Origin of the sequence: Streptomyces sp. NPDC058671, assembly GCF_042716475.1 — a bacterium.
Taxonomy (GTDB): domain Bacteria; phylum Actinomycetota; class Actinomycetes; order Streptomycetales; family Streptomycetaceae; genus Streptomyces.
This window is the reverse complement of the sequence record NZ_JBHXSA010000014.1, coordinates 19,388-38,480: the sequence shown is the minus strand read 5'-3', so window position 1 is coordinate 38,480 and position 19,093 is coordinate 19,388. Positions and strand designations below refer to the sequence as shown.

The following is a 19,093-nucleotide window of genomic DNA, read 5'->3' as shown; positions in this document are numbered from 1 at the left end:
ACCGGGCGGAGGGGCTCCGTGCGCATGAAGGGCCCCGCCCCAGGCGAGAAGGGTAAAGTGCCAAGACCAGCAGAACCGCACGGTGAGGCCCCCTCGTGTTGACACAACCCGCCACCCGGGTCCTCGAACCCGCCGATCTCGGCGCCGCGCTCGCCGTCCTGGAGAGCGCCCCCGTCGAGAACGCCTTCGTCGCCGCCCGCGTCCAGGTCGCCGGGCTCGACCCGTGGCGTCTCGGCGGCGAGATGTGGGGCTGGTACGACGAGGGCCGACTGCGCTCCCTCTGCTACTCCGGGGCCAACCTGGTCCCCCTCTGCGCCACCCCCGAGGCCGTCCGCGCCTTCGCCGACCGGGCCCGCAGGACCGGCCGCCGCTGCTCCTCGATCGTCGGCCCCGCCGAGGCCACCTCCGAGCTGTGGCGCCTCCTGGAGCCCAGCTGGGGCCCCGCGCGGGACGTCCGCGCCCGCCAGCCCGTGATGGTCGCCGAGGAACCCTCCACCACCGTCACTCCCGACCCGCTGGTGCGCCGCGTCCGCAAGGACGAGATGGACGTGATCATGCCCGCCTGCGTGGCCATGTTCACCGAGGAGGTCGGCGTCTCCCCGCTCGCCAACGACGGCGGCCTGCTCTACCAGGCCCGGGTCGCCGAACTCGTCGGCACCGGCCGCTCCTTCGCCCGCATCGAGGACGGCAAGGTCGTCTTCAAGGCCGAGATCGGCGCCGCCACCCGCCAGGCCTGCCAGATCCAGGGCGTCTGGGTCGCCCCGGAGCACCGAGGCAAGGGCCTCTCGGAGACGGGCATGGCCGCCGTCCTCCAGCAGGCCCTGACCGACATCGCGCCCGTCGTCAGCCTGTACGTCAACGACTACAACGTCCCCGCGAGGGCCGCGTACCGCCGCGTCGGCTTCCAGGAGACCGGCGCCTTCATGAGCGTCCTGTTCTGAACGTGCTGTCCCGGGACGGGCGGCCGCTTGTAGGGTGCGCCGCATGGATGACGCACAGGTCGTGATCGGTCCGGCCAACCTCGCCGCCCGGGTGGACGAGGCCCTCGCCGTGCAGGCGGTCGCCTTCGGCCTGGACGACGACGAGATCGCCGTACGCCGCCACATCGTGCTGCGCCACCTGCTCAGCCCCGGTGCCCGCGCCTACGGCGCCACCACCCCCGACGGGGCGCTCGTCGGATTCGTGTACGGGATGCCCAACGACCGCACCCACTGGTGGTCCACCGTCGTCGAGACGTACCTCCGCGCCACCGGCACCACCGAATGGCTCGACGACTCCTTCGTCATCACCGAACTCCACGTCCACCCCGACTTCCAGGGCCGGGGCGTGGGCCGCGAGCTCATCACGACCATCACCGACACCGCCGTCGAGAGGCGCTCCATCCTCTCCGCGATCGACACCGAGAGCCCGGCCCGCGGCCTCTACCGGTCCCTCGGCTACACCGACCTCGCCCGCCAGGTGCACTTCCCGAGCGCCGCCCGCCCGTACGCCGTGATGGGCGCGCCGCTGCCCCTGCTGCGCCGGAACTGATTTCTCCCACCAGGGATGGCCCGGCTAACCTCGGGCCATCAATGTCAGTCCCGGCAGGAGTACGAGAACCATGGCCAACGCACCGGTCCAGCGCATGTCCCAGTTGATGGCGAAGACGCTGCGCGACGACCCGGCCGACGCCGAGGTCCTCAGCCACAAGCTCCTCGTCCGCGCGGGTTACGTGCGCCGCACCGCCGCCGGCATCTGGAGCTGGCTGCCCCTCGGCAAGAAGGTCCTCTCCAACGTCGAGCGCATCGTCCGCGAGGAGATGGACGCCATCGGCGCGCAGGAGGTCTCCCTGCCCGCGCTGCTGCCGCGCGAGCCGTACGAGGCGACCGGCCGCTGGGAGGAGTACGGCGCCGAGCTGTTCCGCCTCCACGACCGCAGGGGCGGCGACTACCTCCTCGGCCCGACGCACGAGGAGATCTTCACCCTCCTGGTCAAGGACCAGTGCTCGTCCTACAAGGACCTGCCCGTCATCCTCTACCAGATCCAGACGAAGTTCCGTGACGAGGCCCGCCCGCGGGCCGGCATCCTGCGCGGCCGCGAGTTCCTGATGAAGGACTCCTACTCCTTCGACACGGAGGACGAGGGCCTCGCCCACTCCTACGCCCTGCACCGCCAGGCCTACCAGCGCGTCTTCGAGCGCCTCGGCCTCGACTACCGCATCTGCGCCGCCACCGCGGGCGCGATGGGCGGCTCGAAGTCCGAGGAGTTCCTCGCCCCGGCCGAGGCCGGCGAGGACACCTTCGCCGACTGCCCGAACTGCGACTTCGCCGCGAACACCGAGGCGATCACGTACGAGCTGCAGACGGTCGACGGCTCCGGCGTCGCGGCGGCCGAGGAGATCCCCACCCCGGACACCCCGACCATCGAGACCCTCGCCGCCTCCCTCGGCGTCCCGGCCTCCGCCACCCTGAAGAACCTCCTGGTGAAGGTCGACGGCGAGATCGTCGCCGTGGGCGTCCCCGGCGACCGCGAGGTCGACCTGGGCAAGGTCGAGGCGCACTTCGCGCCCGCCACTGTCGAGATGGTCACCGAGACGGACTTCGCCGAGCGCGCGGACCTCGTCCGGGGCTACGTCGGCCCGCAGGGCCTGGAGAAGGTCACCTACATCGCCGACCCGCGCGTCGCGCCGGGCACGGCGTGGATCACGGGCGCCAACAAGGACGGGACGCACACGAAGAACGTCGTCGCGGGCCGTGACTTCGAGGTCTCCGAGTACGTCGACGTCGTCGTCGTCCAGGAGGGCGACCCGTGCCCGAAGTGCGGCACCGGCCTGAAGCTGGACCGCGCCATCGAGATCGGCCACATCTTCCAGCTGGGCCGCAAGTACGCCGACGCCCTGAAGCTCGACGTCCTCGGCCAGCAGGGCAAGCCGGTCCGCGTGACCATGGGCTCGTACGGCATCGGCGTCTCCCGCGCGGTCGCCGCGCTCGCCGAGCAGACGGCCGACGACAAGGGCCTGTGCTGGCCGGCCGAGGTCGCCCCGGCCGACGTCCACGTGGTGGCGGCGGGCAAGGCGCTCCAGACGGAACTGGCCCTCGAGGTCTCGACGCAGCTCGCCGCGGCCGGGCTCCGGGTCCTGGTCGACGACCGCGCGGGCGTCTCCCCGGGCGTGAAGTTCACCGACGCGGAGCTGATGGGCGTCCCGAAGATCCTGGTGGCGGGCCGCCGCTCGGGCGAGGGCGTCCTGGAGCTGAAGGACCGCCGCACGGGTGAGCGGGAGGAGCTCCCGACGGCAGAGGCGATCGCCCGCCTCACGGCCTAGGACCACGACGGGGGCGGGCCCCACCGGGCGCCGTCCCCGTCGCAGCTTGTGCCCGTCCTCCTCCCCCTGACCTCGTGGGGGGAGGGTTCAGCCCTCGTCCTCCCGCTGCGCCGACGGTTCCACCGACGTCCCCGTCAGGTCCTCGATCGCGTCCGCCGCGTCCGCCCGCCCCGCCAGGTACGCCTCCGACCACGGCGGCACCGGCGGCGGCACCGGGTGCGCCGGATGCAGCATCGTCTCCGCATGGCCCGTATCCGCGCCGCCCCTCGGCGTCGCCCGCTCCAGGAACCTCAGCAGCTCCACCGGGAACGGCAGCACCAGCGTCGAGTTCTTCTCCGCCGCCACCGCCACCACCGTCTGCAGCAGCCGCAGCTGCAGCGCGGCCGGCTGGTCGGACATGACCTCCGCCGCCTCCGCCAGCTTCTTCGACGCCTGGAGTTCCGCGTCCGCGTTGATGACCCGCGCCCGCCGCTCCCGGTCCGCCTCCGCCTGCCGGGCCATCGAACGCTTCATGGTCTCGGGCAGGGACACGTCCTTGATCTCGACCCGGTCGATCTGGACGCCCCACCCGATCGCGGGGGAGTCCAGCATCAGTTCGAGCCCCTGGTTGAGCTTCTCCCGGTTGGACAGCAGGTCGTCGAGGTCGCTCTTGCCGATGATGGACCGCAGCGAGGTCTGCGCCATCTGGGAGACCGCGAACTTGTAGTCCTCGACCCGGACGAGCGCCTCGGCCGCGTCGACGACCTTGAAGTAGACCACCGCGTCGACCCGGACCGTCACGTTGTCCCGGGTGATGCCCTCCTGCGCGGGCACGGGCATCGTGACGATCTGCATGTTCACCTTGTGCAGCCGGTCCACGCCCGGAATGATCATCGTGAATCCCGGCGCCCGCACCTCGTCCCGCAGCCGGCCGAAGCGGAAGACGACTCCCCGCTCGTACTGCTTCACGACCCGCGCCGCGGCGCCCGCGTACACGGCGAACGCGGCGCCCGCACCGGCTGCCGCCATCAGCAGCTCTTCGATCATCACGGCCCCCTGGCATCGAGCCGAACAGTACAAAAAGGGTATTCCCCTACAGCCAGCTCGCGAACTCGAGGAGCAGCTCGGCATCCTGCCGCCGCCCCGCCGCCAGCGCCCGCGTCCCCGACTCGACCGCGCGGAACAGGGTCCAGCCGCGCAGCCGCTCACGGTCCAGGTCCAGCGAGTCGGCCAGCTTGTTGACCCGCCGACGGGCCGCCGACGCGCCGGAGGACGCGGCCACCAGATCCTCGACCCGGTCCCGGACGAGCCGGGCCAGGTCGTACGCCCGCTCTCCGACCAGCGGCTCGGGCCCGACGGCCAGCCAGGGCGCCCGGTCCCCGGCAAGCACCTTGCCCTGCCGGAAGTTCCCGTGCAGCAGGACCGTCTCGGAGGCCCCGGACACCAGCTCCTCGCGCGCCGCGAGCGCCGCCGCCGTCAGTTCACCGGTCGCGTCGCCGCCCCGGTGGGAGTCCATCGCCGCCGCCTGCCGGGCCGTCCGCTCGGTCACCGTCTCGAAGCCGTGCTCCGCCGCGGGCTCCACCCACAGCTTCCGTACGGTCCCCGCCGCCTCCAGGAGCGCCTTCGCCTCCGGCAGGGAGCGCAGCGACACCTCGGGGTGCAGCCGCTCGAGGACGAGCGAGCCCTCCCCGGCCTCGTCGAGGAGCTGGACCGCGCCCCAGCCGTTCCAGTGCGCGAGCGCCTCCCGCTCCCGGTCGGGCCGGGTGAACGGGGGTGCGATCTTGAGTGCCGCGGGGGAGCCGTCGGACCGCCGGACGAGGACGACCAGACTGCTCCGCCCGCCGGGGGCCATGACCCGTTCGGCGTCGAGGGACGCCTGGCCGAGCACCCGGTCGGCGAGGGCGGGCAGCGTTTCCAGCCACGCGGCCGCGGTGGCGTCCCCGTACGTCTCACCGAGCGTCCTCGTCAGTCGCTGCGGCGGTTCGAAAGCCATGCGTGCGGTGTTCCTTCGGTCGGGGGCGGGGTTCACGCCCGCTCGGCGAGCCCAGGAAAGGTTACGTCGCTGCCGCGCCACCGGACGGCCCGTACCGCCGCCTCCCTGAGCGCGGCGGCCGCCTCGCGCCGCTGCGGGCCCTCGGCGGCCCGCACCAGGTCGGAGTACACCCCGGCCACCCGGTCCTCGAGGACGGCCGCGAGACGGACGGCGCCGGCCGGGTCCGCGACCGGGAACGGCAGCGCGTACGCGGCCTCCGCCGACACCGGCGCCCCGCCGAGGTCGCGGACGGTCCTGCGCAGCGCGTCCCGGCGCGCCCGGTGGGCCTCGTACGCGGTCGTGGCCTCGGCCCGTCGCTCGGCGCCGATCCGGCCACCGACGACTCCGTACCCGTACACCGCGGCGTGCTCGGCGGCCAGCGCGGCCTGGGTCGCGTCGAGGGCGCTCATGCCCGTGCTCCTTCGGTCAGCAGATAGGCGTGCGCGGCGCAGGCGGCGGCCACGGAGGCGAGCAGCCGGGCGTACTCGGGCGGGGCGGTGAGCAGGGCGGCGGTGTGGGCGTCGGAGGCGGTGCCTTCGGCCGCAGCCAGTTCCCCGAGCGCTGCCCGGGGGTCGCCCGCCACGGGCACGGGGGCGGGAGTGGGGGCGACGGAGGTCGCGGAGGCGGTCGGCGCGGCCGTCGCGGGCCGTACCGTCGTCCCGCCCTCGCCGAAGGCCTTCGTGTGCGCCGCCACCGAGCGCCGCAGCGGGTTCAGCAGGGGGGCGAGGGCGGGGTGGGCGGCCAGCGTCGCGTCGTAACGTTCCAGCAGGGTCCGGGAGGCGGTCACCGCGCGGAGCCGCAGCTCCGTCTCCGCCCGTGCCACCCGTTCGGCCTCCCGCTGGGCGGCGCTCGGCCTGCGGGGCCCGGGAGCCTCGGAGGTGCAGCCCGCGAGGGCCGCCGCGGCGGCAGAGACCCCGGCCGTCAGGAGTGCGCGCCTGTCCGTCGTCGTCACGCTCGCTCCCTCAGCTGTGGTATGTCGTCGAAGATCGTCGGATCACCGCAGGCGAGCGTACCCGCGGGCCCCGGGTCGGTGGACGGCAACACCCTCCGGGACCGGATACCCTTTGGTCTGACACGCGACGTACCCACAACAGCACACGCGGCCGAGGAGTCACCCGGATGAGCACCACCCAGAGCGACAGGCTGCGCGGACTCGTGGAGCCGCTGGTCCACGCGAAGGGCCTGGATCTGGAAGAGATCGAGGTCTCCCGGGCCGGCCGCCGCGGACTGCTGCGGATCGTCGTGGACTCGGACGAGGGCGTGGAGCTGGACGCCTGTGCCGAGCTGAGCCGCGCGATCTCCGAGAAGCTCGACGAGACCGACGCGATGGGCGAGGGCGAGTACGTCCTCGAAGTCAGCTCCCCCGGCGCCGACCGCCCGCTGACGCAGACCCGCCACTACGAGCGCGCCGTCGGCCGGCTGGTCAAGCTCCAGCTGACCGCCGACGGCGCCGGTGAAGAGCTGGTCGCGCGGATCATCGCCATGGACGAGAGCGGCCTCGACCTCGAAGTGCCGGGCGTGAAGGGGCGCAAGCCCACCGCCCGCCGGGTCGAGTTCGCCGACATCGTCAAGGCGCGTGTCGAGATCGAGTTCAACCGCAAGGACAAGAAGGAAGAGGAGGCGTAGCCGTGGACATCGACGTGAAGCTGCTCAAGGGCTTGGCGCATGAGAAGGAGATCTCCTTCGACCTGCTGGTCGAGGCGATCGAGTCGGCCCTCCTCATCGCCTACCACCGCACCCCCGACGCCCGCCGCCACGCGCGCGTGGAGCTGGACCGGGCGTCCGGTCACGTGACGGTGTGGGCGAAGGAAGACCCCTCCGATCTGGAGGAGGGCCAGGAGCCCAAGGACTTCGACGACACCCCGTCCGACTTCGGCCGGATCGCGGCGAGCACCGCCCGCCAGGTCATCCAGCAGCGGCTGCGCGACGCCGAGAACGACGTGACGTTCGGTGAGTACGCGCGCCGCGAGGGCGATGTCGTCGCCGGTGTGGTGCAGCAGGGCAAGGACCCGAAGAACGTCCTCGTCCGCCTGGACGACAAGCTGGAAGCCATCCTTCCGGTGCAGGAGCAGGTGCCGGGCGAGGACTACACGCACGGTCTGCGGCTGCGGACGTACGTCGTCCGGGTGGCGAAGGGTGTCCGCGGTCCGTCCGTCACCCTTTCGCGCACCCATCCCAACCTGGTGAAGAAGCTCTTCGCCCTGGAGGTGCCGGAGATCGCCGACGGCTCGGTCGAGATCTCGGCCATCGCCCGTGAGGCCGGTCACCGCACCAAGATCGCCGTCCGCTCCACCCGTTCGGGCCTGAACCCCAAGGGCGCCTGCATCGGCCCGATGGGCAGCCGCGTCCGCAACGTGATGGCGGAGCTGCTCGGCGAGAAGATCGACATCGTCGACTGGTCGGACGACCCGGCCGAGATGGTGGCGAACGCGCTCTCCCCGGCGCGGGTGTCCAGGGTCGACATCGTCGACATGGCCGCCCGGTCCGCCCGGGTGACGGTGCCGGACTACCAGCTGTCGCTGGCGATCGGCAAGGAGGGGCAGAACGCCCGTCTCGCCGCCCGCCTCACCGGCTGGCGGATCGACATCAGGCCGGACACGGAGCCGAACGGTCCCGAGGACTGAGACCGATTCTGGCCAACAACTGTTCGATTCTTGCCCCAAACAGGTGAGGTCGGTACGGGGAGGTAGACTTAGACGTGTCTGGCCGGACGCATGCCCGCGCGTGCCCTGAGCGAACCTGTGTGGGGTGCCGGGAGCGAGCGGCCAAGAGCGATCTGCTGCGGATCGTGGTGAGCAAGGACGAATGCGTTCCTGATCATCGCGGTACGCTGCCCGGCCGGGGTGCGTACCTGCACCCCGCCGTGGTCTGTCTCGACCTGGCGGTCCGTCGCCGGGCGTTGCCGAGGGCCTTCAAGGTCCAGGGCCCGCTCGACACCACGGAACTGCGCAACCACGTCGAGCGGTCGGCGCCGCAGTGAAGAAAAGTACGGCACGGAACACCGTGCAGTCAGGTACCTCGCGAGTTGGAAGTAGGTCGAGATTGCGATGAGCACTCGATGAGTACGCGATGAGTACGCCCATGAAGTAGCGACGGTCCGGCGGTAACCGGACCTCACAAAGGAGCAAAGTGGCTAAGGTCCGGGTATACGAACTCGCCAAGGAGTTCGGTGTGGAGAGCAAGGTCGTCATGGCCAAGCTCCAAGAACTCGGTGAATTCGTCCGTTCGGCGTCCTCGACGATCGAGGCGCCGGTCGTGCGCAAGTTGACTGACGCTTTGCAGGGCCCCGGTGGCAACGCCGGAAAGTCCCCTGCCAAGCCCGGCGCGCCCCGCAAGGCAGCGCCGTCCCCCGCCGCGCCGAAGCCGGCGTCGGCCACCCCCGCGCCGTCCCCGGCGCAGGCGTCCCGTCCCGCCGCCCCGAAGCCTGGAGCGCCCGCCCCGGCGGCGCCCAAGCCCGCGGCTGCGGAGAAGCCCGCGACTCCGGCTCCCGCCGGCTCGTCGCGCCCCACTCCGGGTCCGAAGCCCCCGGCCGCGCCGAAGCCGGCGCCGGCCTCCCCGGCTCCGACGACCCCGGAGTTCACCGCGCCTCCGGCGGCTCCGGCCGCCCAGCAGCGTCCCGCCGGCGCGACCCCGGGCCCCCGCCCGGCCGCCGCCCGTCCGGGCCAGCAGGCGTCCCGCCCCCAGGGCCAGGGTGCTCCGCGCCCCGGCGGCCAGCAGGCCCCCCGTCCGGGCGGTTCCCGTCCGGCCGGTCCCCGACCGGGCAACAACCCCTTCACCTCGGGTGGCTCCACCGGCATGGCGCGTCCGCAGACGCCCCGTCCCGGTGGCGGCGCTCCCCGTCCCGGCGGCCCCGGTGCCGGTCCGGGCGCCCCGCGTCCGCAGGGCGGCCCCGGCGGCGCTCCGCGCCCGCAGGGTCAGGGCGGTGCCCGTCCCACCCCGGGCGGCATGCCCCGCCCGCAGTCTCCCCGTCCGGGCGGCGCGCCCGGCGGTAACCGTCCGAACCCGGGCATGATGCCGCAGCGTCCCGCTGCCGGCCCGCGCCCCGGTCCCGGCGGTGGCGGCCGTGGCCCCGGTGGCCCCGGTGGCCGTCCGGCCGGTCCCGGCGGTGGCGGCGGCGGTCGTCCCGGCTTCACCGGTCGTCCGGCCGGCCCCGGCGGTGGCGGCGGCGGCTTCGCCGGTCGTCCCGGTGGTCCCGGTGGCGGTGGCGGCGGTCGTCCGGGCGGTCCCGGCGGTGGCGGCGGCTTCGGCGGTCGTCCCGGTGGCTTCGGTGGCCGTCCCGGTGGCCCGGGTGCACGTGGTGGCACGCAGGGCGCCTTCGGTCGCCCCGGCGGTCCCGCGCGTCGCGGTCGCAAGTCGAAGCGTCAGAGGCGCCAGGAGTACGAGGCCATGCAGGCCCCGTCCGTGGGCGGCGTGATGCTTCCCCGCGGTGGCGGCGAGGTCATCCGCCTGTCGCGCGGTGCCTCCCTCACCGACTTCGCCGAGAAGATCGGCGCCAACCCGGCGTCGCTCGTCGCGGTGATGATGAACCTCGGTGAGATGGTCACGGCGACGCAGTCGGTCTCCGACGACACGCTGACGATGCTCGGCGAGGAGATGAACTACGTCGTTCAGATCGTCTCGCCGGAGGAAGAGGACCGCGAGCTCCTCGAGTCCTTCGACATCGAGTTCGGCGAGGACGAGGGCGGCGAAGAGGCTCTGGTCTCCCGTCCGCCGGTCGTCACCGTCATGGGTCACGTCGACCACGGTAAGACCCGACTGCTCGACGCGATCCGCAAGACGAACGTCGTCGCGGGCGAGGCCGGTGGCATCACCCAGCACATCGGTGCCTACCAGGTGGGCACCGAGGTCAACGGCGAAGAGCGTCGCATCACCTTCATCGACACCCCGGGTCACGAGGCGTTCACCGCCATGCGTGCCCGTGGTGCCAAGTCGACCGACATCGCGATCCTCGTGGTCGCGGCCAACGACGGCGTCATGCCGCAGACGATCGAGGCGCTCAACCACGCCAAGGCCGCCGGCGTCCCGATCGTCGTCGCGGTCAACAAGATCGACGTCGAGGGTGCCGACCCGACCAAGGTCCGCGGTCAGCTGACCGAGTTCGGTCTGGTGGCCGAGGAGTACGGCGGCGACACGATGTTCGTCGACATCTCCGCCAAGCAGGGTCTGCACATCGACTCCCTGCTGGAGGCCGTCGTCCTCACCGCCGACGCCTCGCTCGACCTGCGGGCCAACCCGAACCAGGACGCGCAGGGTATTGCGATCGAGTCCCACCTCGACCGTGGTCGTGGTGCCGTCTCGACCGTCCTGGTCCAGCGCGGAACGCTGCGCATCGGCGACACCGTGGTGGTCGGCGACGCGTACGGCCGCGTCCGGGCGATGCTCGACGACAAGGGCAACAACGTCGAGGAGGCGACCCCGTCGACTCCCGTCCTGGTGCTCGGTCTCACCAACGTGCCGGGTGCCGGCGACAACCTCCTGGTGGTCGACGAGGACCGTACGGCGCGTCAGATCGCCGAGAAGCGCGCTGCGCGTGAGCGCAACGCCGCCTTCGCCAAGCGCGTCCGCCGGGTGTCCCTCGAGGACCTCGACAAGGTGCTCAAGGCCGGTCTCGTCCAGGAACTCAACCTCATCATCAAGGGCGACGCGTCCGGTGCGGTCGAGGCCCTCGAAGCCTCGCTGCTCCAGCTCGACGTCGGCGAAGAGGTCGACATCCGTGTCCTGCACCGCGGTGTGGGTGCGGTCACCGAGTCGGACATCGACCTGGCCATGGGCTCCGACGCCATCGTCATCGGCTACAACGTCCGTGCGGCCGGCCGTGCCGCGCAGATGGCGGAGCGCGAGGGCGTCGACGTCCGGTACTACTCGGTCATCTACCAGGCGATCGAGGAGATCGAGGCGGCGCTCAAGGGCCTCCTCAAGCCGGAGTACGAAGAGGTCGAGCTCGGTACGGCGGAGATCCGCGAGGTCTTCCGCTCGTCCAAGCTGGGCAACATCGCCGGTGTCCTCATCCGCTCCGGCGAGGTCAAGCGCAACACCAAGGCGCGCCTCGTCCGCGACGGCAAGGTCATCGCCGAGGACCTCACGATCCACGGTCTGCGCCGCTTCAAGGACGACGTCACCGAGATCCGCGAAGGCTTCGAGGGCGGTATCAACCTCGGAAACTTCAACGACATCAAGATCGACGACGTCATCGCGACGTACGAGATGCGCGAGAAGCCGCGCGCCTGATCGCGTCCGATCGCACGTGTGAGCCGGGGCCGGTCGGCGGAAAGTATTCCGTCGATCGGCCCCGGCCGTTGCGTGTAGCGTTTCCGGTGTCCCCGCCGAGTGGTCGGCGGGCACACCGAACCCGAACCGGCGGGACATCCGGACACATATGTACGTGGGGACACTGTCCTTCGATCTGCTCCTCGGCGACGTACGTTCGTTGAAGGAGAAACGCTCCGTCGTCAAGCCGATCGTCGCCGAGCTCCAGCGGAAGTTCGCGGTGAGCGTGGCGGAGGTCAGCGGCCATAACCTCCATCGACGGGTCGAGATCGGCGTCGCGATGGTGTCGGGGGACTCGGGGCACCTCAGTGACGTGCTGGACCGGTGCGAGCGGCTCGTCGCCGCCCGCCCCGAGGTGGAGCTGCTGGCGGTGCGCCGCAGGCTCCACACTGATGAAGACTGATTTGAGCAAGGCGAAGAAGGAGAAGGACCAGTGGCCGACAACGCGCGGGCGAAGAAGCTGGCAGACCTCATCCAGGAGGTGGTCGCCGAGAAGCTGCTGCGCGGCATCAAGGACCCCCGCCTGGGTACGCACGTGACCATCACGGACACCCGCGTCACCGGTGACCTGCGGGAGGCCACGGTCTTCTACACGGTCTACGGCGACGACGAGGAGCGCGCGAGCGCCGCCGCCGGCCTGGAGAGTGCCAAGGGCATCCTCCGTTCGGCCGTCGGCCGGGCGGCCGGGACCAAGTTCACCCCGACGCTGACCTTCGTGGCGGACGCCCTCCCGGAGAACGCCAAGACGATCGAGGACCTCCTGAACAGGGCGCGGGCCTCCGACGCCCAGGTGCGGGAGGCGTCCTCGGGCGCCGCCTTCGCGGGCGAGGCCGACCCCTACAAGAAGCCGGGCGAGGACGAAGCCGCCGAATGAGCGACACAGCAGCAACTCCCCCGGCCACGGCCGGGAGGGGACCCCAGGACGGTCTTGTCATCGTCGACAAGCCGTCGGGCTTCACCTCGCACGACGTCGTGGCCAAGATGCGCGGGATCGCGAAGACCCGCAAGGTCGGGCACGCGGGCACGCTCGACCCCATGGCCACCGGCGTCCTCGTCCTCGGCGTGGAGCGGGCGACCAAGCTCCTCGGGCACCTCGCGCTGACCGAGAAGGAGTACCTGGGCACCATCCGCCTGGGCCAGACGACGATCACCGACGACGCCGAGGGCGAGATCACGGCGTCGGTCGACGCTTCGAAGGTCACCCGTGAAGGCATCGACGCGGGCGTCGCCGAACTGACCGGCGCCATCATGCAGGTGCCGTCGAAGGTCTCGGCGATCAAGATCGACGGCAAGCGGTCGTACGCGCGGGTGCGCGGTGGCGAGGAGTTCGAGATCCCGGCCCGCCCGGTCACCGTCTCCTCCTTCCAGGTGTACGACGTCCGGGAGGCGACCGCCGAGGACGGCACCCCCGTCGTCGACCTGGTCGTCTCCGTCGTCTGCTCCTCCGGTACGTACATCCGGGCGCTCGCCCGGGACCTCGGCGCCGGGCTCGGCGTGGGCGGGCACCTGACCGCGCTGCGCCGCACCCGGGTCGGCCCGTACAAGCTGGACTCGGCGAAGACGCTCGACCAGCTCCAGGAGGAGCTGACGGTGATGCCGGTCGCCGACGCGGCCGCGGCGGCGTTCCCCCGGTGGGAGGTCGACGAGAAGCGGGCCCAGCTCCTGCTCAACGGCGTCCGCGTGGAGATGCCGGCGTATCCGGCGGGGCCCGTCGCGGTCTTCGGACCGGAGGGGCGACTGCTCGCGCTCGTCGAGGACCAGCGGGGCAAGGCCAAGAGCCTCGCCGTCTTCGGCTGAACCGACCGGCTTCGACGCTCCCGTGGGGCGGGGGCCCCCCCGGGGCCCCCCCCCCAGGGTTCCCCCCCCATCAGCGCGCGCGGCGGCCCGCCGCAAGAAAACCCCACGGGGGGGGCGACCTGGGCGGGCGCGGGCGGGGCCCCCGGGGGCCACGGCAACGCCCCGCGCGGTCTGCGGCTCACCCCCCGGGGTGCCCCGCCCCGGGGGGGGGGGCACGCGCGCGTGCCCGCCCCACGTCGTTCCCCCCGCAAGAGCCTGTCCGGCGGAACGCCGAAGAATCACCCCATCGGGGAGGCGCTCGAGGTGAACGGGGGAGTGCCGGGGGGCGCGTTCGCCCGTGGGTGCCGTCGCGTGATCACCGGCGACCTACCGTCGACACCATGGGACGCGGGGACCTGGCGACGCTGGTACGGATCTGCGATCAGGCGGGCCGGCCGCGCGGCACCGGATTCCTCGCCGACCACCACGGAACGGTCGTCACCAGCCACGAAGCCGTCGACGGGCTCAGCCGTGTCGTCCTGCACGCCCCCGGCGACCGGACCTGGCTCGCCGAGGCCGAGGCCGTCACCCCCCTGCCGGAGAGCGGCCTCGCGCTCGTACGGACCGAAGGACTCGGCGTCCACCCGCTGCCGCTCGCGACCCGCCCCGAGGTCGAACCCGGCACGTACGTGAGGATCGCCGCCCGCGGCTGGCGCGAGGCGCGGGTGCTCGGCCCCGCCACCGTCACGTACGTCGCCACCGACCGCTTCCACACCGTCGCCGACGCGCTCGAACTCGCCATCGGCACCGAGGGCGCCGAGGCCCTGAGGCTCGGCGGAGAGGCCGCCGGCGGCCCCCTCCTCGACGCCGCCACCGGTACCGTCCTCGCCGTCCTCGGCACCGCCCTGCACGGTGACCGCAAAGCCGCCGGATACGCGGTGCCGCTGCGGCCCGAAGGCCCCCTCGGCGCCCTGCTCCGGCGCAACGCCGCGACCGTCCCGGCCTACGGGCCCGACCTCAACCTCGCCGGAATCCTCGAACTCACCGCCACCTCCACCGGACCCGTACGGGAACCCGACCCCTGGCCCGAGCCCGTCGAACGCCCCGAGTGCGTCCGTGAGTTCGCCCGTTTCACCGCGGGCGACGCCCCGGTCCTCGCGCTCGTCGGCGCCCCCGGAACCGGCCGCACCACGGCCCTCGCCGCCCTCTGCGCCCGCCGCGCCCGGGGCGCGGCGCCCGCCCCCACCGTCCGGCTGCGCGGCGCCGACCTGCGCGCCGAGGACCGCTCTGTCGCCGACGCCGTCGGCCGGGCCCTGCACCAGGCGGGCCGTGTCGTCGCCGCCTCCGGGGCACTCGGCGACACCACGGCCGCCACTCCGGAACGGGCCGCCGCCCTCGCCCACGAGGCGGGCCGCCCGCTCCTCGTCGTCCTCGACGGCCCCGAGGAGATGCCACCGCGCCTCGCCCACCGGCTCGGCGACTGGACGACGTCCACCGAGAACTGGCTCCGCGCCCACCACGCCCGGCTCGTGACCGCCTGCGGCCCCGAGCACTGGGACCTGGCCGGCGCCCTCTACACCCCGGGCGCACCGCACCGGCCTACGACGGGAGCCGGGGACCTGGCCGCAGCAGGGGTCGGGGACGGGGTTGGGGACCGGGCCGGAGTCGGTGTCGGGGACTGGGGCGGGGTCGGTGTCGGGGATCGGGCCGGGGTCGGTGTCGGGGACCGGGCCGGGGCCGGAGTCGGGGACCGGCCCGGAGTCGGGGACCGGGACGGGGCCGCAGCCGGAGCCTGGGACCCGGCGGGGAACGGAGCCGAAGCCGGAGCCGGGGACCGGGCCGCGGCCCTGGCCCGGGACGGAGCCGGGGACGGGCCGCCCGCACTCGTTCTCGGGCCGTACACCGCGTCGGAGGCACGGGCCGTACGTCAGGGGTACGGCCTCGGCGAGACGGACCTGGCCGAGGCCGACGCCCGCCACCCGCTGGCGCTGCGGCTGCTCGCGGAGGTGCGGGCCGCGCTGCCGGGGGACGTGCCGGGGCGGCCAGGACGCCAGGAGATCTTCACCGCCTACCTGGACCTCCTCTGCCTGCGCATCGCCGTCCGGATCGCCGCCGGCTCCCGGCCGCTCGTCCGGGGCACCGCCGTACGCCGGCTCGCCGCGCGCGTGGCCGGTCAGGTCCACGAGGCGGCCCGCCGCTGCCTGGGCCCGGGGCACGGCGTCCTCGACCGGTCCTCCTTCGAGGAGCTCTTCCCCTGGCGGGACGGCTGGGCCTCGGCCGTCCTCACCGAGGGCCTGCTCGTCCCCGCCGGCTCCGGCTACCGCTTCGCGCACGAGGAACTCGCGGACTGGGTCCAGGCGGCCCACCTGGACCTGGACGAGGCCCTGCGGGCGCTCCTCTTCGCGGGGGCGGGTGCCCCGGGGCCGGAGGGCCGAGGCGGACCGGACGTCTCCGACCTCGCCGGGCCGGCCGCCCCGGTGCCGGGAGGACCGTGCCGGCCGGGCGGGTCGCACGTGCCTGGTTCCGGGGCGTCGCCGACGGCGTCCCCGGAGCCGGCGTCGGCAGGACCGGCAGGACCGGGTGGATCCGCAGGGCCGGGCGGACCGGGCGCCCCCGCTGGACCACCTGGCCCCGTTGGACGGGGTGTACCCGCCGGGGCGGGCGTACCCGCTGGACCGGGTGTACCCGCTGGGCCGGGCGTATCCGTCGGACCACCTGACCCCGCCCGACCGGGCCTACCCGCCGGACCGGGCCTACCCGCCGCACCAGGTGTACCCGCCGCACCGGGCACACCCCCTGGACCACCCGGCCCCGCCGGACCGCCGGGCCCCGCCCGTCCCGCCGACCCCTGCGCCGCGCCCGTCGTCCCCCGGCAGCGGGTGGCCGCCGAGGGGGCGCTCGCCGACCCGTCCGGTGGGCAGCCGCAGGCCGGTGCCGCCCCGGTGCCGCCCGTCCCGCGTCACCGGATCGGCCCCGTCCTCCAGGCGCTGCTGCTGCTCCACCACGAGCGTGGCCCCGCCGCCCTCGCCCCGCGGCTCGGTGTCCTCGCCGAGGCCCTCGGGCGCTTCGCCGCGGCGGCGGCCGGGAGCTGCGGTGACGGGCCCTGGTGGGCCTCGCGGTTGTTCCTGGAGTGCGTGCGGCGGCTGCCGGACCCCCGGCCGTACCTGCCCGCGCTGCGGCTGCTGGCCGACCTGATCGGAGCCGGGGCCGAACGGCACGCCGTGTTCGCCGCGTTCGGGCCCGGGTTCTGGCAGGGGCTGCCGCTCGGGGAGGACGAGCGGATCGATCTGCTGCGGCGGCTCGTGCCCGCCGACCCGCCGCCCGGCCGGGACGACGGCGGCGGCCGGTGCCTCGACGCCGTCGCGGGGATGCTGGCCGCGGACCCCCGGGGCGTCCAGCCGCTCCTCTGCCGCTGGTTCGGCGACGACCGCCCCCTCCCCGCCGCCCCGCACGCGACCGTCGCCACCGCGGCGCGGGCCCTGCTGCACACCCATCGTGCGCTCGCCGTCGACGACCTGTGCGAGGCGCTCGTCGCCACCGCCCACCCGCTCGCCGACGGCCTCCTCACCGCCCTCGCCGAGGACGAGCCCGCCGCCGTCTGCCGGGCCGTCGACCGGTGGGCGCACGACGACGGGCGCCCCGAGCGACGCGTCGCCGCCGCCGCGTACGGCCGGGTGGTCGCCGGACGCGCCACCGCCCCCGCCGACCGTGAACTCCTCCGCTACGCCGCCCTGGCCCTGCTCGCCCGCCCCGGCGACCAGGCCCTCCACGGCGCCGCCCTCGGCCTCCTGATCCGGGACCCGCACACCCGCGCCCGCCATCTGCCCCGCGCCCTCGTCGAGCCGCGGGTGCCCGCCGACGCCCTCGTGGAGGCCCTGGCGACCGACCCCGGACCGGTGCTCGGCGCCCTCCGGGCCCGGCTGCACGGTACGGGCGAGGCTCCGGCCGCCGTCCTGCGCGCCCTCGCGGAGGTCGACACGCCCGCGCTGGCCCGCCGGATCGCCGCCCTCGTCCGCGACTACGTCGCCCGTCACCCGGAAGGCGCCGGGCACGTGGCCGCCTTCGTCGACCGGCGGTTCGAGGACGGCCCGGCGGCGCGGGCCGTGCTGTTCCCGCTGGTCGCCGGGCTCATCCGGGGCCGCCCCGCCGCGGTCCGCCGCGCCCTCGCGCCCGTCCTCGCCGCCCCCGGCACCGGCGCCTCCCGTCATCTGCGGGGCGAGCTGCTCGACGTACTCGTCGAACACGAACGGTACGAGGCGGAGACGGGGGAGTTCAGCGTCCTCGAGGCCCTCCTGACGGCCGCCGCCGAGGGCGCGGAGCACCGCAGCGAGCCGCGCACCAGGGAGCTCACCCGGCGGGTCGGCGCCCTGTGGACCCGTACCCCCGAAGGCGCGGGGCGGCTCGACGCCGCACTCGCGGGACTCGCCCACGCCCGGCCGCCGTTCGCCGTGCTGGTCGCCCGGTGGACGGTCGCCGCTCCCGCCGACTGGGTGCCGCTGCTCGGTCCCGAGAGCCTCCAGGCGCTGCGGCGCAACGGCACTTCCATGCCGATGCGGACCGACGGGCGTGGGCATGGCAGTCTTAGACCTGCGTAATCGGCGAACAGGCGGACGAGGAGCGGTCACAGTGCAGCGCTGGCGTGGCTTGGAGGACATTCCCCAGGACTGGGGACGCAGCGTCGTCACCATCGGCTCCTACGACGGTGTGCACCGCGGGCACCAGCTGATCATCGGGCGGGCCGTCGAGCGCGCCCGGGAGCTCGGCGTGCCGTCCGTCGTCGTCACCTTCGACCCGCACCCCTCCGAGGTCGTACGGCCGGGCAGCCATCCGCCGCTGCTCGCCCCGCACCACCGGCGCGCCGAGCTGATGGCGGGCCTCGGTGTGGACGCGGTGCTCGTGCTGCCGTTCACCGCCGAGTTCTCGCAGCTGTCCCCGGCCGACTTCATCGTCAAGGTGCTCGTCGACAAGCTGCACGCGAAGGCCGTCATCGAGGGCCCCAACTTCCGCTTCGGGCACCGGGCCGCCGGGAACGTCGCCTTCCTGTCCGAGCTGGGCGCCACCTACGACTACGAGGTCGAGATCATCGACCTGTACGTCAGCGGCTCCGCGGGCGGCGGGCAGCCCTTCTCCTCCACCCTCACCCGCCGGCTCGTCGCCGAGGGCGACATGACCGGCGCGGGCGAGATCCTCGGCCGCCCGCACCGGGTCGAGGGCATCGTGGTCCGGGGCGCGCAGCGCGGCCGCGAGCTCGGCTTCCCGACGGCCAACGTCGAGACCGTCCCGCACACCGCGGTCCCGGCGGACGGCGTCTACGCGGGCTGGCTGACGGCCGCGGGCGAGCGGATGCCGGCGGCCATCTCGGTCGGCACGAACCCGCAGTTCAACGGCACGGAGCGGACGGTCGAGGCGTACGCGATCGACCGCGAGGGGCTCGACCTGTACGGGCTGCACGTGGCCGTGGACTTCCTGGAGTACGTGCGGGGGATGCTGAAGTTCGACACCCTGGACGACCTGCTCCTGGCGATGGCGGGCGACGTGAAGCGCTGCCGTGAGCTGGCGGAGGCGTACGACCGGGAGCACCACCCCACGGCCTGAGAAGCGGGGGCTGAGAAGCAGAGCCCCGGCACCCGTGGAGCGGGGGGCCCGCGCCCGCCGGGGGCCCCCCACCGCGGCCCCCCACCCCCCGGGCGGAGGAGGAGCCCAGCCCAGGGCCGCCGACGCGACAAGATCGAACAACC

General features: G+C 73.8%; 16 protein-coding genes. 12 read left to right on the top strand and 4 right to left on the bottom strand.

Annotation, left to right across the window (positions count from 1 at the left end):
* Window positions 1–95: 95 nt before the first annotated feature.
* The 3 genes from ACFWV2_RS18800 to ACFWV2_RS18790 all read left to right on the top strand — a co-directional run bounded on the left by ACFWV2_RS18800 (window position 96) and on the right by ACFWV2_RS18790 (window position 3,301).
* Complete coding sequence (locus ACFWV2_RS18800) at window positions 96–941, top strand: GNAT family N-acetyltransferase (protein WP_384406135.1); 846 nt, start codon at window positions 96–98, stop codon at window positions 939–941.
* A gap of 43 nt (window positions 942–984) precedes the next feature.
* Complete coding sequence (locus ACFWV2_RS18795) at window positions 985–1,530, top strand: GNAT family N-acetyltransferase (RefSeq protein WP_384406134.1); 546 nt, start codon at window positions 985–987, stop codon at window positions 1,528–1,530.
* A gap of 70 nt (window positions 1,531–1,600) precedes the next feature.
* Complete coding sequence (locus tag ACFWV2_RS18790) at window positions 1,601–3,301, top strand: proline--tRNA ligase (RefSeq protein ID WP_384406133.1); 1,701 nt, start codon at window positions 1,601–1,603, stop codon at window positions 3,299–3,301.
* Window positions 3,302–3,388: 87 nt separating this feature from the next.
* Here ACFWV2_RS18790 and ACFWV2_RS18785 read toward each other — a convergent pair whose 3' ends face one another.
* The 4 genes from ACFWV2_RS18785 to ACFWV2_RS18770 are packed head-to-tail and all read right to left on the bottom strand — an operon-like array spanning window position 3,389 to window position 6,264.
* Complete coding sequence (locus tag ACFWV2_RS18785) at window positions 3,389–4,327, bottom strand: slipin family protein (protein WP_384406132.1); 939 nt, start codon at window positions 4,325–4,327, stop codon at window positions 3,389–3,391.
* Window positions 4,328–4,373: 46 nt separating this feature from the next.
* The gene (locus ACFWV2_RS18780) at window positions 4,374–5,273 is read right to left on the bottom strand and encodes an aminoglycoside phosphotransferase family protein (protein ID WP_384406131.1); all 900 of its coding nucleotides are present in this window, start codon (window positions 5,271–5,273) and stop codon (window positions 4,374–4,376) included.
* A 32-nt stretch (window positions 5,274–5,305) separates the two neighbouring features.
* A complete protein-coding gene (locus ACFWV2_RS18775; RefSeq protein WP_384406130.1) occupies window positions 5,306–5,722 on the bottom strand; it encodes a ferritin-like domain-containing protein in 417 nt (138 codons plus the stop codon).
* The gene (locus ACFWV2_RS18770) at window positions 5,719–6,264 is read right to left on the bottom strand and encodes a hypothetical protein (RefSeq protein ID WP_384406129.1); all 546 of its coding nucleotides are present in this window, start codon (window positions 6,262–6,264) and stop codon (window positions 5,719–5,721) included. Before ACFWV2_RS18770 ends, ACFWV2_RS18775 begins: the two co-directional genes overlap by 4 nt.
* A gap of 167 nt (window positions 6,265–6,431) precedes the next feature.
* On the opposite strand from ACFWV2_RS18770, the gene rimP reads away from it, so the two are divergent.
* From rimP to ACFWV2_RS18725, 9 genes are all read left to right on the top strand, one after another.
* A complete protein-coding gene (rimP, locus tag ACFWV2_RS18765) occupies window positions 6,432–6,938 on the top strand; it encodes a ribosome maturation factor RimP (protein WP_384406128.1) in 507 nt (168 codons plus the stop codon).
* A gap of 2 nt (window positions 6,939–6,940) precedes the next feature.
* Window positions 6,941–7,936: a transcription termination factor NusA gene (gene nusA / locus ACFWV2_RS18760; RefSeq protein WP_360794387.1), complete on the top strand. Its 996-nt coding sequence runs from the start codon at window positions 6,941–6,943 to the stop codon at window positions 7,934–7,936.
* 74 nt (window positions 7,937–8,010) lie between these two features.
* On the top strand, window positions 8,011–8,292 hold the full coding sequence (locus tag ACFWV2_RS18755) for a YlxR family protein (protein WP_384406127.1): 282 nt from the start codon (window positions 8,011–8,013) through the stop codon (window positions 8,290–8,292).
* A 149-nt stretch (window positions 8,293–8,441) separates the two neighbouring features.
* On the top strand, window positions 8,442–11,540 hold the full coding sequence (gene infB, locus ACFWV2_RS18750) for a translation initiation factor IF-2 (protein WP_384406126.1): 3,099 nt from the start codon (window positions 8,442–8,444) through the stop codon (window positions 11,538–11,540).
* A 148-nt stretch (window positions 11,541–11,688) separates the two neighbouring features.
* Window positions 11,689–11,982, top strand: coding sequence for a DUF503 domain-containing protein (locus ACFWV2_RS18745; protein ID WP_384406125.1), 294 nt, complete (start codon window positions 11,689–11,691; stop codon window positions 11,980–11,982).
* A 30-nt stretch (window positions 11,983–12,012) separates the two neighbouring features.
* Window positions 12,013–12,453 carry a 30S ribosome-binding factor RbfA gene (gene rbfA / locus ACFWV2_RS18740; protein ID WP_360794379.1) on the top strand — a complete coding sequence of 147 codons (441 nt, stop codon included), beginning with the start codon at window positions 12,013–12,015 and terminating at the stop codon, window positions 12,451–12,453.
* Complete coding sequence (gene truB / locus ACFWV2_RS18735; RefSeq protein WP_384406124.1) at window positions 12,450–13,376, top strand: tRNA pseudouridine(55) synthase TruB; 927 nt, start codon at window positions 12,450–12,452, stop codon at window positions 13,374–13,376. The genes rbfA and truB overlap by 4 nt, the downstream gene beginning before the upstream one ends.
* Before the next feature lie 380 nt (window positions 13,377–13,756).
* Window positions 13,757–17,950 (top strand): serine protease, encoded by a 4,194-nt coding sequence (locus ACFWV2_RS18730; protein WP_384406123.1) that lies wholly within the window; start codon window positions 13,757–13,759, stop codon window positions 17,948–17,950.
* Between the two features lie 31 nt (window positions 17,951–17,981).
* Window positions 17,982–18,950 (top strand): bifunctional riboflavin kinase/FAD synthetase, encoded by a 969-nt coding sequence (locus tag ACFWV2_RS18725; RefSeq protein ID WP_384406122.1) that lies wholly within the window; start codon window positions 17,982–17,984, stop codon window positions 18,948–18,950.
* Window positions 18,951–19,093 lie beyond the last annotated feature (143 nt).